13 protein-coding genes are annotated in these 14099 nt (G+C 74.7%); 9 read left to right on the forward strand and 4 right to left on the reverse strand.

All coding sequences use genetic code 11. The features are described 5' to 3' along the window. Positions 1-131: 131 nt before the first annotated feature. Positions 132-1448, forward strand: coding sequence for an extracellular catalytic domain type 1 short-chain-length polyhydroxyalkanoate depolymerase (locus A2U95_RS04410; protein WP_166020910.1), 1317 nt, complete (start codon positions 132-134; stop codon positions 1446-1448). 174 nt (positions 1449-1622) lie between these two features. Further along, entirely contained in the window at positions 1623-2951 is a 1329-nt protein-coding gene (locus A2U95_RS04415; RefSeq protein ID WP_166020911.1) for an MFS transporter, read from the forward strand. Between the two features lie 37 nt (positions 2952-2988). Here the strand turns inward: A2U95_RS04415 and A2U95_RS04420 are convergent, their stop codons facing one another. Next, complete coding sequence (locus tag A2U95_RS04420; RefSeq protein WP_166020912.1) at positions 2989-3432, reverse strand: MarR family winged helix-turn-helix transcriptional regulator; 444 nt, start codon at positions 3430-3432, stop codon at positions 2989-2991. 84 nt (positions 3433-3516) lie between these two features. Between A2U95_RS04420 and A2U95_RS04425 the strand changes: the two genes are divergently transcribed. The 4 genes from A2U95_RS04425 to A2U95_RS04440 all read left to right on the forward strand — a co-directional run bounded on the left by A2U95_RS04425 (position 3517) and on the right by A2U95_RS04440 (position 8252). After that, the gene (locus A2U95_RS04425) at positions 3517-4338 is read left to right on the forward strand and encodes a crotonase/enoyl-CoA hydratase family protein (protein WP_166020913.1); all 822 of its coding nucleotides are present in this window, start codon (positions 3517-3519) and stop codon (positions 4336-4338) included. Continuing rightward, complete coding sequence (locus tag A2U95_RS04430) at positions 4335-6323, forward strand: acetoacetate--CoA ligase (RefSeq protein ID WP_166020914.1); 1989 nt, start codon at positions 4335-4337, stop codon at positions 6321-6323. The genes A2U95_RS04425 and A2U95_RS04430 overlap by 4 nt, the downstream gene beginning before the upstream one ends. Continuing rightward, positions 6320-7258 carry a 3-hydroxyacyl-CoA dehydrogenase NAD-binding domain-containing protein gene (locus tag A2U95_RS04435; protein ID WP_166020915.1) on the forward strand — a complete coding sequence of 313 codons (939 nt, stop codon included), beginning with the start codon at positions 6320-6322 and terminating at the stop codon, positions 7256-7258. The genes A2U95_RS04430 and A2U95_RS04435 overlap by 4 nt, the downstream gene beginning before the upstream one ends. A gap of 82 nt (positions 7259-7340) precedes the next feature. Next, positions 7341-8252, forward strand: a complete 912-nt coding sequence (locus tag A2U95_RS04440) for an amidohydrolase family protein (RefSeq protein ID WP_166020916.1) — start codon at positions 7341-7343, stop codon at positions 8250-8252. On the opposite strand, the gene A2U95_RS04445 is transcribed toward A2U95_RS04440, so the two are convergent. The 3 genes from A2U95_RS04445 to A2U95_RS04455 all read right to left on the reverse strand — a co-directional run bounded on the left by A2U95_RS04445 (position 8167) and on the right by A2U95_RS04455 (position 10759). After that, on the reverse strand, positions 8167-8805 hold the full coding sequence (locus tag A2U95_RS04445; protein WP_166020917.1) for a TetR/AcrR family transcriptional regulator: 639 nt from the start codon (positions 8803-8805) through the stop codon (positions 8167-8169). The genes A2U95_RS04440 and A2U95_RS04445 overlap by 86 nt on opposite strands. Before the next feature lie 10 nt (positions 8806-8815). Next, positions 8816-9397 (reverse strand): sugar O-acetyltransferase, encoded by a 582-nt coding sequence (locus A2U95_RS04450; protein WP_166020918.1) that lies wholly within the window; start codon positions 9395-9397, stop codon positions 8816-8818. Between the two features lie 141 nt (positions 9398-9538). Then, positions 9539-10759, reverse strand: coding sequence for a PucR family transcriptional regulator (locus A2U95_RS04455; protein WP_166020919.1), 1221 nt, complete (start codon positions 10757-10759; stop codon positions 9539-9541). Positions 10760-10874: 115 nt separating this feature from the next. On the opposite strand from A2U95_RS04455, the gene A2U95_RS04460 reads away from it, so the two are divergent. The 3 genes from A2U95_RS04460 to A2U95_RS04470 all read left to right on the forward strand — a co-directional run bounded on the left by A2U95_RS04460 (position 10875) and on the right by A2U95_RS04470 (position 13612). Beyond that, complete coding sequence (locus A2U95_RS04460; protein ID WP_166020920.1) at positions 10875-11456, forward strand: AMP-binding protein; 582 nt, start codon at positions 10875-10877, stop codon at positions 11454-11456. Positions 11457-11561: 105 nt separating this feature from the next. After that, positions 11562-13256 carry a fatty acyl-AMP ligase gene (locus A2U95_RS04465; RefSeq protein ID WP_166020921.1) on the forward strand — a complete coding sequence of 565 codons (1695 nt, stop codon included), beginning with the start codon at positions 11562-11564 and terminating at the stop codon, positions 13254-13256. Continuing rightward, positions 13253-13612 (forward strand): acyl carrier protein, encoded by a 360-nt coding sequence (locus tag A2U95_RS04470; RefSeq protein ID WP_166020922.1) that lies wholly within the window; start codon positions 13253-13255, stop codon positions 13610-13612. Before A2U95_RS04465 ends, A2U95_RS04470 begins: the two co-directional genes overlap by 4 nt. Positions 13613-14099 lie beyond the last annotated feature (487 nt).

Genomic DNA, 14099 nt, shown 5'->3' on the forward strand with positions numbered 1-14099 from the left:
CGGGCCGGCCGGGGCCGCGCCGGCCGCAGACCACCGCGCCTGCGCCGCGGGCCCGCTCGCAGGCGCTCCCCCCACCGCCGGTACGGACGGCTTCGGCCGGGCGCCGTCCGGCGAACCCGAAGGAGTCGGCCATGAGGATTCCCCGCAGACCGTTATCGAGGCTGACCGCCGCGATCGTGGCGGTCAGCCTCGCGCTGTTGGGCCTGATCATGGTGACGCCGGCATCCGCGGCGTCGCTGGTCCAGGTGACCAACTTCGGTGACAACCCGGGCAACATGAAGATGCACGTCTACGTGCCGGACAACCGCCCCGCGAAGCCGGCCGTCGTCCTGGCCATGCACGGCTGCGGCGGGTCCGGGCAGAACTTCTACTCCGGCAGCGAGTTCGCCTCGCTCGCCGACCGGTACGGATTCGTCGTCATCTACCCGACCGCCACCCAGTCGGCGGGCTTCGGCAACTGCTTCGACACCTGGTCGGACGCGGCCAAGCGCCGCGGAGGCGGCAGCGACCCGGTCTCGCTCATCTCGATGATCGAGTACGTGAAGCGGCAGTACAACGGCGACCCGGGCCGGGTGTACGCGACGGGAAGTTCGTCCGGCGGCATGATGACGCAGCACATGCTCGCCCTCCACCCCGACGTGTTCAAGGCGGGCGCCTCCTTCATGGGCGTTCCCTTCGGATGCTTCGCCAACGCGGCGGACTACCCGCCCACCACGAGCAGGTGCACCGGCGGGAGCATGGACAGGACTCCCCAGCAGTGGGGCGACGCGGTCCGGCAGGCCTACCCCGGGTACGGCGGCACGCGGCCCCCGGTCCAGTTGTGGCACGGCACCGGCGACACCCTCGTGCCGTACCAGTTGCTGCGGGAGAGCGTCGAGCAGTGGACCGACGTGTTCGGCCTCGGTCAGACGCCGACGTCCACCGACACCCCGCAGCCGGGATGGAACCGGCAGCGCTTCGCCGGTTCGTCCGGCGCGGTGAACGTGGAGTCGTACAGCATCCAGGGCGCCGGCCACTCCCTGCCGTCGAGCGGGATGGCCGCCGCGGCGGTCCAGTTCTTCGGGCTGACCGGTAGCACCCCGGGCCCCGGCCCGACGACGGGGAGCCCCAGCACTCCGCCGGCCGGCGGCACCGGGTGCAAGGTGACCGCCGCGGTCACCGCGTGGAACACCGGACTCACCGAGAACATCACGATCACCAACACCGGCGGTTCGGCGGTGAACGGCTGGTCGCTGGCCTTCACCCTCCCCGGCGGGCAGGCGGTCACCAACGGGTGGAACGCCGCCTACAGGACGGCCGGCGGCCAGGTGACCGCGACGAACGTGAGCTTCAACGGCACGATCGCGCCGGGGCAGTCCGTCACGATCGGATTCCAGGCCACGCACACCGGTGACACCGCCGCGGCCACCGGATTCTCCCTCAACGGCGCTGCCTGCACCACCGGCTGACCGGGCCGGCCGATCGCCGGGCGGACCGGGGTCCTTGGGGGCCCCGGCCCGCCCGGCTGCTCGGGCGCACGGCGTTCTCCTGAACCATTGACAGGTTTCCTTACAGTCTCGACACTGGCCGTCGATCAGGAAACCTGACAGTTCTTCGGGCCGGCAGTGCGAAGGAGCCCTGGCATGAAGCCCTCACCTCCCGCACCCGGTGACAGCACCCAGCTGCGCCGGGCCGTGACGTCCAGCTTTCTCGGCAGCGTCATCGAGTACTACGACTTCCTGCTGTACGCGACCGCCTCGGCGGTGGTGTTCGCCGAGGTGTTCTTCTCCGACCTCGACCCCCTGGCCGGAACGGTGGCCAGCTTCGGCACCCTCGCCACCGGCTACGTGGCCCGGCCCCTGGGCGGCGTGCTGTTCGGCCACTTCGGGGACCGGCTGGGCCGGAAGAGGATGCTGGTGCTGTCCATGACCCTGATGGGCGTCGCCAGCTTCCTGATCGGCGTGCTCCCCACGTACGGCACCGTCGGCGGCCTGGCCCCGGTCGCACTGGTGCTGCTGCGGGTGGTGCAGGGCGTCGCGGTGGGCGGCGAGTGGGGCGGGGCGGTGCTGATGTCCGCCGAACACGCCACGGAACGGCGCGGGTTGTGGGCGAGCTTCACCAACGCGGGGGCGCCGTGCGGGATGGCGGTGTCCACGGTGGTGATGTCGGTGACCGCCTCGGCGGTCGGGGAGGAGGCCTTCGTCGCCTGGGGCTGGCGCATACCCTTCCTGCTGAGCGTCGTCCTGCTGGCCCTCGGCCTGTTCGTGCGGCTGCGGGTGACGGAGACGCCCGTGTTCGCGTCGGCCGCCGCCGAGGAGGCGCCCCGGCGCGCCCCGCTGTGGGACGTGCTGCGCAACCACCCACGGGTCCTGCTGCTCGGCGTGGGCGTCGGCCTGAGCGCGTTCGTGGTGCAGGGCACCCTCACCACGTTCATCATCTCCTACGCCGTACGGGCCGGGTTCGGCCGCGAGACGGTGCTGCACGCCCTCACCGTCTCGTCCGCGCTGGCCGTGGTGGGCATCGTCGGCTGGTCGGCGGCCAGCGACCGGTTCGGCCGCCGGCCCGTCGTCGCCGCCGGCGCCGTGGCGGTGGGCGCGTACGCCTTCGCGCTCTTCCCGCTGGTCGACAGCGGCAGCACCGCCCTGCTGCTGGTGGCCGTGGTCGTGGGGCAGTCGGTGCTGCATCCGATGATGTACGGACCGCTGGCCGCGCTGTACACGGAACTGTTCGCCACCCGCAGCCGCTACACCGGGGCCTCGCTCGGTTACCAGCTCGCCGGCCTGGGAGCCGGTTTCGCCCCGCTGATCTTCGCCGAGGTCCAGGCGCTGGGCGGCGGCACGACGGCCATCTCCCTGGTCATCGCCGGCTTCTGCGCGCTGACCGTGGTCTGCGTCCTGGTGCTGGGCGAGACCAGCGGCAACGAGCTCGCCGCGCCCGCCGGGAGGCGTGCGGAGCGGCGGGAGGCGGTCTGAGCCGCGCGGTCGCTCCGGCCGCCCCGCGCCGGCCCCGTCACCGGGGCGGGCGCAGGGCCCGCCAGGAGCGGTCCAGGGAGAAGCGCAGGTGCGCGCGTTCCTCCTCGCCCAGTCCCGAGAGCATGCGCTCCTCGATCTCGGCGTGCGCGTCGGCGTACTCGGCGAGGAGGCGGCGGCCCTCCCCGGTGAGGTGCACCAGCAGCTCGCGGCGGCTGGCGGGGTTGGGGGAGCGGGAGATCAGCTCGCGCTGCTCCAGCGAGCGCAGCATGTCGGCCATGGCCTGGGGCGTGACGAAGGAGTCGCGGGCCAGCTGGGCCGCCGAGATGCCGTCACGGCGCTCGAGCACGGTCAGCGCCGTGTACTGCAGGGTGGTCACCCCCGAGCCGCGGAGCATCTCGTCGAGCCGCGCGCGGATGACCAGTTCGAGGCGCTTGACCGCGTACAGCAAGGACGGAGCGCCACGGCCCCCGGCTTCCTCCATCGTTCCCCTCCCAAGGTATTGACAGGAATCTTGATGATATCAACGATGGTTGATCATCAAGATTCCTGATGGTCTGGAGATGGTGTGACCGCTGAGAAGAACCTTCCCGCATCCCTGTCGCTGGACCGTCATGACGACATCGCGGTCCTGACCCTGAGCCGGCCCGCGAAGCGCAACGCCCTGGACGACGCCACCGTACTCGGTCTCGGCCGCTTCTTCGACGCCCCGCCCGCCTGGGCGAAGGCGGTGGTGCTCACCGCCGACGGCGACCACTTCTGCGCGGGACTGGACCTGAGCGAACTCGTGGGACGGGACGCGGTGCAGGGCCTGCACCACTCCCGCATGTGGCACCGGGCCTTCGAGCGGGTCGAGGCCGGGACCCTGCCGGTGATCGCGGTGCTCAAGGGCGCCGTGGTGGGCGGCGGCCTGGAGCTGGCCGCGGCGGCGCACCTGCGGATCGCCGAGGACTCCGCCTTCTTCGCCCTGCCGGAGGGCGAACGGGGGCTGTTCGTCGGCGGGGGCGCCTCCGTCCGGGTGCCGCGGCTGACCGGCGTGGCCCTGATGGCCGACATGATGCTCACCGGCCGGGTGCTCGACGCCGACGAGGGGGCCGCCGCCGGGCTCGCCACCTATCGGACCGCCACCGGGGACGGCCTGGCCACGGCGCTCGCGCTCGCCGCCCGCGTCGCACGGAACTCCCCCGTCACCAACTACGCCGTGATCCACGCCCTCCCCAGGATCGCCGGAGCCCCGCCCGAGACCGGCCTGCTTCTCGAGTCCCTGATGGCCGGCGTCGCCCAGAGCAGCTCCGAGGCCAAGGACCGGATGAACGCGTTCCTGTCCGGCCGGGCCGCCAAGGTCACCCCCGCACCCGTCCCCGCACCCGCCGCCGAGGAGGCACGATGAGCGACCCCCGCCCTCCGCGCGAACCCGAACTCCTCGGCCCGCCCGCCCCGGAGCAGGTCCGCGACGCACGCGTCCACGGCTTCCTGCGCTGGCTGCGCGAGAACCGGAAGGCCGACCTCGCCACCTGGGACGAACTGCGGGCGTGGTCCGTACGGTCCCTGGAGGACTTCTGGGAATCGGTCCGGGAGTACTTCGGCGTCCGCTTCCACACCCCCGCCGAAGAGGTCCTCACCACCCGGGAGATGCCCGGCGCCCGCTGGTTCCCCGGGGCGACCCTCAACTACGCCGAGCACGCCTTCGGCCGGCCCGAGGACGCCGGCACGGTCGCCGTCGTCGCGCACTCCCAGACCAGGGAACCCCTCGAGCTGACCTTCGCCGAACTCGCCGAACGGGTACGGCGCGCGCGGGCCGGGCTGCGCCGCCTCGGAGTCGGGAAGGGCGACCGGGTCGCCGGTTACCTGCCCAACGTCCCCGAGACGCTGGTCGCCTACCTGGCCACCGCCAGTCTGGGCGCCGTGTGGGCGGGCTGCGCACCGGAGTTCGGGCCGCGCAGCGTCAACGACCGGTTCGGCCAGGTGCGGCCCAAGGTCCTGCTCGCGGTCGCCGGATACACCTACGGCGACAAGGAGATCGACAAGCGGGCCGAGGTCGCCGAGATCCGCGCGGCGCTGCCCGGCCTGCGCCACGTCGTCCACGTCCCTTACGGACGGCACGGGCTGGACGACGCGGTGCCCTGGGACGAGCTGCTCGCCGACACCGACGAGCCCCTCGCCTTCGAACCCGTCGCGTTCGACCACCCGTTGTGCGTGCTCTTCTCCTCCGGCACCACCGGCAGGCCCAAGGCGATCGTCCACGGCCACGGCGGACTGCTGCTCGAGCACCTGAAGAACCACGCCTTCCACTGGGACCTGGGGCCCGGCGACCGGCTGATGTGGTTCAGCACCACGGCCTGGATGATGTGGAACGCGCTCGTCTCGGCGCTGCTCGTCCGCTCGTCGATCGTGATGGTCGACGGCGACCCGCTCCACCCCGGCCTGCGGGAGCAGTGGCGGCTGGCGGAGCTCACCGGCGCGACCCTGATGGGCGCGAGCCCCGGATATCTGATGGCGTGCCGCAAGGAGGGGGTGCGTCCCGCCGAGGAGTTCGACCTGTCCCGGCTGCGGCAGCTCGGGGTGGCGGGCAGCCCGTTCCCGCCGGAGGGCGCCCGGTGGGTGGCCCGGCAGTTCGGCGGCGGGGTCCTGCTCAACGTCGGCAGCGGCGGCACCGACGTGTGCACCGGGCTGGTGCAGGCGTCGCCGCTCACCCCGGTGTACGCCGGCGAGATGTCGGGCCCGAGCCTGGCCGTCGACGTCAAGGCGTTCGACCAGGACGGCGGGACCGTGGTCGGGGAGCTGGGCGAGCTGGTGATCACCTCGCCGATGCCGTCCATGCCGGTCGGTCTCTGGGGCGACGCCGACGGCAGCCGGCTGAGGGACGCGTACTTCTCCGCCTATCCGGGAGCGTTCCGCTTCGGCGACTGGTGCCGGTTCTCCGAGGCGGGGTCCTGCCTGATCACCGGCCGGTCCGACGCCACCCTCAACCGGGGCGGGGTGCGGCTGGGCACCGGCGAGTTCTACCGGGTCCTGCAGGACGCCGACGAGATCACCGACAGCGTGGTGGTCCACCTCGAGGACCCCGCGGGCGGCATGGGCGAACTGATCCTCTTCGTGGTGCCGGGACCCGGCACCACGGTCGACGACGACCTCCGGCGCGAACTGGCGCTGCGGATACGTTCCGCCCTGTCGCCGCGCCACGTGCCGGACCGGGTCGTCGCGGTGCCGGCCGTGCCGTACTCGCGGACCGGCAAGAAGCTGGAGGTGCCGGTCAAGCGGATCCTGCTCGGCGCGGACCCGGCCGCCGTCGCCTCCCCGGGAGCGCTCGTCGACCCGTCGGCACTGGACGCCTTCGCGGAGTACGGCCGCCGGCGCGCGGAGGACGCCCGATGAGCACCGGACACGTCGCGGTGGCGGGCGCCGGCGTCATCGGCGCGGGCTGGGCCGCGCTGTTCCTCGCCCGCGGACTGGACGTCCTCGCCCACGACCCCGCGCCCGGGGCCGAGCGGCGGCTGCGGGAGGCCGTACGGCAGGCGTGGCCGGCCCTGACCCGCCTCGGCCTCGCCGAAGGGGCCGCGCCGGACCGGCTGCGGTTCGCCGGCAGCGCCGGTGAGGCCGCCGACGGGGCGTGCTTCGTCCAGGAGAGCGGCCCGGAGCGCGAGGACCTCAAGGGGCGGCTGCTCGCCGAGCTGGACGAGGCGGCCCCGCCGTCGGCGCCCGTGGCCAGCAGCACGTCCGGGCTGATGCCCACACGGCTGCAGGAGATGTGCGCGCTCCATCCGGAGCGCGTGCTGGTCGGCCATCCCTTCAACCCCTCCTACCTGATCCCGCTGGTCGAGGTGGTGCCCGGCGCGCGGACCCGGCGGTCCGTCGTCGAGGAGGCGCTGCGCTTCTACGCCGGGCTCGGCAAGCGCCCGGTCCTGGTGCGGCGCGAGGTGCCGGGCCACGTCACCAACCGGCTGCAGGCGGCCCTGTGGCGGGAGGCCTACTCCCTGGTGGAACGGGGCGTGGCCACCGTCGCCGACATCGACGCGGCCGTCTCCCACGGTCCCGGCCTGCGCTGGGCGCTGCTCGGTCCCCTGGTCAACCAGCACCTGTCCGGCGGACCGGGCGGCATGGCCCACACCCTGGAGCACCTCGGGCCGCCCGCCCAGCGGTGGATGGACGACCTCGGCGCGCCACGGCTCACCCCCGCGCTGACCGAGGCCCTGGTCCGCGGCGTCGACCAGGAACTGGCCGGCGTCGACCAGGCGCGCATGGTGGCCGACAGGGACGAGCTGCTGGTCCGGCTCATCGAGGAGAAGCGCCGCCACCACGACCTGCCCTGACTCCGCCACCACGACCTGCCCCGACTCCGCCGCGCGACCCGCCCCGACGCCGTCGCGGCCCGCCCCGACAAGGAGCGCACACATGCCCACCCGCTACCTCCCCCGTGTCGACCCGGACGCCATCACGGCGCTGGACACCCACGTCCACGTCGAGTGCGACGCCCACGGCCACCTCTCCCTGGACCAGGAGCTGATGGACGCGTCGGCCGCCTACTTCCGCGCCGGCCATCCGCGCACCCCCACCCTCGAGCAGATCGCCGAGCACTACCGCGCCCGGAACATGGCCGCGGTCGTCTTCACCGTCGACGCCACCACCGGCCTCGGCCGCCCGGCGCTCTCCAGCGAGGAGATCGCCGAGCGCGCCGCCGAACACGCCGACGTGCTCCTGCCGTTCGGCTCCGTCGACCCGCTGCGCGGCGCCGTCGCGGTGCGGCAGGCGCGCCGCCTGGCCGAGGAGTACGGCGTCCTCGGCTTCAAGTTCCATCCCAGCCTGCAGGGCTTCGCGCCCGACGACCGGGCCCACTACCCGCTCTGGGAGACGCTCCAGGAACTCGGGACGGTCGCCCTCTTCCACACCGGGCAGACCGGCATCGGCGCCGGGCTGCCCGGCGGACGGGGCATCAAGCTGAGGTACTCCGACCCGATGCTCCTCGACGACGTGGCGGCGGACTTCCCCCGCCTGACCATGGTGCTCGCCCACCCGTCGGTGCCGTGGGTGGACTCGTCGATCTCGATCGCCACCCACAAGGCCAACGTGTACGTCGACCTCTCGGGCTGGTCCCCCAAGTACTTCCCGCCGCAGCTGGTCCGGCAGGCGAACGGTCCGCTGCGCCACAAGGTCCTCTTCGGCTCCGACTTCCCGGTCCTCGCCCCCGACCGGTGGCTCGCGGACTTCGAGGAGCTGGACGTCAAGGACGAGGTGCGCCCCCTGATCCTGAAGGAGAACGCCGTGGCCGTGCTGGGGCTGAGGGGAGGGCGTCCGGCGGGCCGGTGAGCGGCCGGCGGCCGGTGTCGGTGATGCGGGCGACCGCCTCCAGCGTGAGGGCGCGGTCGTGGGGTTCGGTGGCCAGGGCGCGGTGGAGGGTCAGGCCCTCGATCAGCGCGTCGAGCTGGCGGGCGGTGTCCGGGTCGAAGTGCCTCTCCAGGTGGACGCGGCTGCGGCGCATCCACGCCTGGGTGAGTTCCCGGTAGGCGGGCCGGCGGGCGGCGAGGGTGTACAGCTCCTGGGTGAGGACGAGGTCCCGCCGGCTCCCCCCGGACAGGGAGTGGATGAGGTCGGCGACGGCCTCCCGCGCTTGGGCGGGGTCGGCCGGTGCGGCCAGGCGGGCCTCGAAGACCGCGGCGATGTGCTGCGTGAAGCGGCTGAACGCTTCGCGCAGCAGGTCGTCCATGCCGTCGAAGTGGTAGGTCGTCGACCCCAGCGGGACGCCGGCGCGGGCGGCGATCCGCCGGTGGGAGACGCGTGCGATGCCCTCGTCCGCGATGAGGTCGAGGGCCGCGTCGAGGATGCGCTCGCGGCGCCGGGGGTCGGTGTGTCCGGTGGCCATGGTGACGGTCCTACAGGCTCCGCACCACTCGGGCGGGGTTGCCGAGGGCGACGACACCGGCGGGGACGTCCCTGGTGACGACCGAGCCGGCGCCGATGACGGAGTCGTCCCCGATGCTCACCCCCGGACACACGATCACTCCGCCGCCGAGCCAGACGTTGTCGCCGATGGTGATCGGCTTCGCGGCCTCCAGCTTGTCGCGGCGGGGCCCCGGTTCCACCGGGTGGGTGGGGGTGAGGAGCTGGACGTTCGGGCCGATCTGGCAGTCCTCGCCGATGACGACGGCGGCGACGTCCAGGGCGGTGAGGTTGTAGTTGACGAAGGTCCGCGCGCCGATGGTGATGTTGGAGCCGTAGTCCACGTACAGGGGCGGGCGGACGTGCGCCTCCTCACCGAGGGCGCCCAGCAGTTCGGCCAGGACCGGCCGTGCCGCGGCGGCGTCCTCGGCGTAGGCGGCCTGGTAGCGGGCGGCCAGGGCGACGGCCCGCTGCTGCCGGCGGCCGATCTCGGGGTCGTCGGCGATGTAGAGGTCGCCGGCCTCCATGCGTTCCAGGTTCGTGCGCGGGTCGCCCGCGAAGTGGTCCGTGAGCATGCGTACGAACGTACACCTCGGGTGTACGTTCGTACGCTCCCCGGCCGGGAGCGCGGGCGTCCGGCGAAGGCCGCCCCGGCGGAGGCGGCGACGCCCTCCCCGGCGGCGGTGGTGGACGGTGAAGGGCCGGCCGCGGGCCCGTCAGCCCGGCGGGCGGCGCAGGTCCTGGGCCCGTAACGCGAGCTGCATCTCGAACTGCGCCGTGGGGTCGCGGAGCCGTTCCCCGAAGACCTCCTCCAGCTGGCGCAGCCGGTACCGGACGGTCTGCGGGTGGACGGCGAGGCGCTGGGCGACCTCGCTCGCGTTGCGGGCACAGCTGAGCCAGCACAGCAGGGTCTCGGCGAGCCGCTCGCGCTGCGGGGACCGCACGGCGTCGAGCGGGCCGAGACGCTGCCGGGCGAGCGCGTCGACCAGGTCCTCGTCGCGGAAGAGCAGCAGGGTGGCCAGGTGGTCGGCGCAGCGGACGAGCCCGGTGCCGGGCAGGACGCCCCGCCGGGCCAGGTCCAGCGCGTCGCGGGCCCAGCGCAGTGAGCGGGCGCCCGCGTCGAGCCCCACGGTGGGCCCGAGCGCCGCGCGCAGGCCCCGCAGCGCCCCGGTGATGGCCCGCTCCCGGCCGAGGCCCTCCGGGTCGGGGACCACGACGACGCCCTCCTGCCCGTCGAACCGGGCGAGGAACTCCGGTGGCAGGATGGGGCGGACGGCGTCCGGCTCCGCGGCGTGGTCGATAACGACCACCGCCATGTCCCGCGGCAGCGGCCACCGCGCGGTCCGGGCGAGACCGGCCACCGCCTCCGGGGCGACCGCCGGGTCGGAGGTGAGCAGGTCGATCAGCCTGCTGCGGCGCTGCTGCAGTTCGCCGGCGGCGTGCAGCCGGGCCTCGGTGTACCCGCTGGTGGTGGCGGCCGCCATCTCGTCGAGGTGCAGGAAGATGGTCTCGCCGAAGGTGATGAGCACGTGCGGCGGCAACCGGTGGACCTCGAGGAGCTCGCTCATCCTGCGCCAGGTCACGCGCGCGCCGAGGCGCAGCGCCGCCTGGAACGAGTCGAGGCTGCGCCCCTCCTCGGCCTCCCCCCTCCCGATGCGCTGGTACGTCGCCTTGACGTCGTCCCAGTCGGTGCCGGAGCCGGACAGCCGGGCGAGGAAACCCTCCAGGGCCTGTGCGACACCCCGGTTCACGACGTGCATGTACGTCTCGTCCGCGGGGCGGGCGTACTCGGCGATCTCGGTGCGGATCGCCCCGACCACCTCCTCGATGATCTCGCCGAGGAACGGCCTCAGCTGGTCGAGGAGTTCGGGGGGGATGCCTGCCGGCGGCGGGTCGCCTCCGGGAGGTTCGGTCCTGGTGCGGGATCGGTCGGACATCGGGCTCGGGCTCCCTCAGCATGGGGGACGTCAGGGCGTGCGGGCCTCAGGGGCCCGGATAACTTACCGCCCGGTAAGTTGCCCGGCCCGTCGACGGCGGACAGATCGCCCGGCGGTGCTTGTCACCGAAGTGACAAGGCGGCGGCCCGCCCACGAGCACGAGGCCCTGGCCGCGGTGCGCACCGTCGTCACCGCCCCGCTGGACCCCTCCACCGGCGAGCGGCTGCGGGCGCCGCTGGACGCCCGTGTCGTCGAGACGTACGGTCCCGCCGCCGCGGGCGTCGCGCTGGCCAACCCGCTGACCGCGGACGCCCGCCCGGGCACGGCGGGACCGGCGCTGCCGGGCACCCGGGCGCGCATCGCCGTCGAGGGTTTCCCGGAGGTGGACGTGCTGCCGGGCCACGCCGGTGAACTCCTGCTGCGCGGCCCCCGGATCGGTGACCTCGCAGGACTCCGCGGCCGCCCGGCCGGTGACGGGTGGCTGCGCACGGGACGGCTGGCGGTACGCGGCCCCGACGGGTCCGTCACGCTGCTCGACGACGGTGACGGCCGGGGCGGCGCAGCGCCACGACACCGACGGCGGCGCCCGGCAGGACGCGGCCGGCGGCCGGGCGCAGCCCCGCGTCGTGGCCGTCGGGGAAGGCGGTGTGCGGCGCCGCCCCGCCGGCCGGCGGGTCCGGTGTTGTCACCGGGCTGACAGTTCCTCCCGGACGAACTGTCAGCGTCCCGTCTTCTTCCGCCGCCGCGCGGAAGCGGAACCTGGGGCCTCGACCGAACCACCCGTCACCTCAGGGGAGCCGAGATGACCGAAACGTCCGGGCCCGCGCCGCTGCTGACCGACCGGCTCCGGCACTGGGCCGCCCACCGGGCCCACCGGCCCGCCGTCACCCACGTCGCGTTCCCCGGCCCGGACTCCTCCGGCGTGCACAGCACGCTGAGCTGGCACGGCCTCGACGCACGGGCGCGTGCGGTCGCGGGACGGCTGCGGCAGACCGTGCGGCCCGGTGACCGGGTGGCGCTGCTGCTGCCGCAGGGCCTCGGGTACCCGGCCTCCTTCCTCGGCTGCCTGTACGCCGGAGTGATCGCCGTTCCGCTGTTCACGCCCGACCTCGCGGGCCACGGGGGACGCCTGGCCGGCGTGCTGGACGACTGCGAGCCGGCCCACGTGCTGACGGACGGACCGTCACGGGAAGCGGTGGAGCGGGCGACCGGCGGGCGCCTGCCCGTGACCGAGGTCGACGCGCTCGCGGAGGGCCCGCCCGCCTCCGAGCTGCCCCGGCCCGCACCGGACGACGTCGCCTACCTGCAGTACACCTCGGGCTCCACCCGCAGCCCGGCCGGCGTCATGATCACCCACGCCAACGTCGTCGCCAACGCCCGGCAGGCCGTCACCGCCTTCGGTGCCGCGCCCGGACGCACCACGACCGTGGGCTGGCTGCCGCTCTTCCACGACATGGGCCTGGTGCTGAGCGTGGCCGCGCCGGTCCACGCCGGACTCGGGTCCGTGCTGCTCGACCCCGTGGCGTTCCTGGAGAGCCCGGTGCGCTGGCTGCGCCTGCTCGGCCGGTACCCCGGGGCGGTCAGCGCCGCGCCCAACTTCGCCTACGACTACTGCGCCGGCCGGATCGGCGCGGACGAGGCCGCCGGCCTGCGGCTCGAGGGGGTGGCGGCCCTGCTCAACGGCAGCGAGCCGGTGCGGCCCGCCACCCTGGACCGGTTCCTCGCCGCGTTCGCCCCGGCGGGCCTGGCCGCAGAGGCCCTGTGCCCCGCCTACGGGCTCGCCGAGGCCACCGTCCTCGTGACGGCCGACCGGCGCGACCGGCCGCCGGTGACCGTGGAGTGCGACGCCGAGGCCCTCGCGGCGGGCCGCGTCGAGGAACGGCCCGGCGGGACGGCACGGCTCGCCGCCTGCGGCCGGCCGGCCGGACAGGAGGTGCGCGTCGCCGACCCGGAGTCGGGGACCGTCCTCGGTGAGGGACGGGTCGGCGAGATCCAGGTGCGCGGGCCGAACGTGGCCGCCGGCTACTGGAAGCAGTCCGGACGCCCGGCCGGGACCTTCCGCGAGGGCTGGCTCCGCACGGGGGACCTGGGAGCACTGCACGGGGGCGGGCTGCTGGTGACCGGACGGCTCAAGGACCTGATCGTCGTGGACGGCCGCAACCACCACCCCCAGGACGTCGAGGAGACCGTGCGGTCCGCGGTGGCCGTGGTGCGCCGGGACCGGCTCGCCGCTTTCGGCGTCCCGCACGGGGACGACGGCGGGGAAGGCCTCGTGGTGGTGGCCGAGGTCCGCAGGGGCACCCGGGTGGACGGGGAGCGCACGCGCGAGAGCCTGGCCCGGGCACGGGCCGCGGTCGCGGCCCGGCACGGAGCGCGGCTGGCCGACCTGGTGCTGGTCGGGGCCGGGGCGGTGCCGCGGACGTCGAGCGGGAAGGTGGCCCGGGCCGCCTGCCGGGCGGGCTACCTCTCCGGCGCGCTGCGCGGGGAGGAGCTGTGAGCAGCACGGCGCGACGGGTCCGGGAAGTGCTGGTCTCACGGCTCGCCGACTGGTACGGGGTGGCCCCCGAGGAGGTGACCGACGACCGGCCGTTCGCGGAGTACGGGCTCACCTCCCGCGACAGCGTCGTCCTCACCGCGCTCCTCGGCCGGGCCACGGGACGGCAGCTGCCCGCGACGCTGCTGTGGGAGACGCCGACGCCCGCGGCGCTGATCGCCGCGCTCACGGCGGAGGAAGAGGAGGAGCGGCCCGCGGCCGACGGGATCACGGCCCGTCCGGAGGACGGGCGGCCAGGGCCGGCGACGGCGCCCGGGCGGTCGCCCGTCGGTGGCTCGACGGGCGGACCGTCGACCTGACGGCCCGCTCCCCGGCCCCGTGGGCGCCGACGTCCCGGTGCGCGGCGCGCGGACCCGGCGCCTTCGGGGCCGCCGCGTCCTGCAGCGGCACCGTGCACACGTCGGCCGCCTGGAGGACCTCGGGATCCCGGCCGAGGCGCACCCGTACCGGCGCGGAACGCACGCACGGCCCGCGGGGCGGGGGGACTTCGAGGCGTCCTGGCCGGCGCTCGCCGCCGGCCCGGGACCGGACCCGGACGCGTGGCCCGGCCGGTGAGGTCCGGCCGGCGGACGGTGGCGGCCCGGCGTCCGCCGGAGAACCGGTGAGCGATCCCTGGAGAGTCGGAGGAGAACGGCACCCATCGGGTCCCCGCCGGGCCATGGCCCGGCAGACGTCCCGCGGCCGTGCGGCACGCCCCGGCGGGCGGAGAACCGCTGGTCGTCGGCCTGTTCGGCCCGGGGGAACCCGCGTCCGGGCGGGCGGAAGGGCCGCGGGCCGGACCGTTCG

It is taken from the genome of Streptomyces chilikensis (assembly GCF_001642695.1).
Lineage (GTDB): Bacteria > Actinomycetota > Actinomycetes > Streptomycetales > Streptomycetaceae > Streptomyces > Streptomyces chilikensis.

Bases quoted from the DNA above. Each gene is read 5' to 3' on its own strand.
- A2U95_RS04440 (WP_166020916.1), top strand. From the start codon at position 7,341: ATGCCCACCCGCTACCTCCCCCGTGTCGACCCGGACGCCATCACGGCG.
- A2U95_RS04465 (WP_166020921.1), top strand. From the start codon at position 11,562: ATGACCGAAACGTCCGGGCCCGCGCCGCTGCTGACCGACCGGCTCCGG.
- A2U95_RS04450 (WP_166020918.1), bottom strand. From the start codon at position 9,397: ATGCTCACGGACCACTTCGCGGGCGACCCGCGCACGAACCTGGAACGC.
- A2U95_RS04430 (WP_166020914.1), top strand. From the start codon at position 4,335: ATGAGCGACCCCCGCCCTCCGCGCGAACCCGAACTCCTCGGCCCGCCC.
- A2U95_RS04445 (WP_166020917.1), bottom strand. From the start codon at position 8,805: ATGGCCACCGGACACACCGACCCCCGGCGCCGCGAGCGCATCCTCGAC.
- A2U95_RS04435 (WP_166020915.1), top strand. From the start codon at position 6,320: ATGAGCACCGGACACGTCGCGGTGGCGGGCGCCGGCGTCATCGGCGCG.
- A2U95_RS04415 (WP_166020911.1), top strand. From the start codon at position 1,623: ATGAAGCCCTCACCTCCCGCACCCGGTGACAGCACCCAGCTGCGCCGG.
- A2U95_RS04410 (WP_166020910.1), top strand. From the start codon at position 132: ATGAGGATTCCCCGCAGACCGTTATCGAGGCTGACCGCCGCGATCGTG.
- A2U95_RS04420 (WP_166020912.1), bottom strand. From the start codon at position 3,432: ATGGAGGAAGCCGGGGGCCGTGGCGCTCCGTCCTTGCTGTACGCGGTC.
- A2U95_RS04455 (WP_166020919.1), bottom strand. From the start codon at position 10,759: ATGTCCGACCGATCCCGCACCAGGACCGAACCTCCCGGAGGCGACCCG.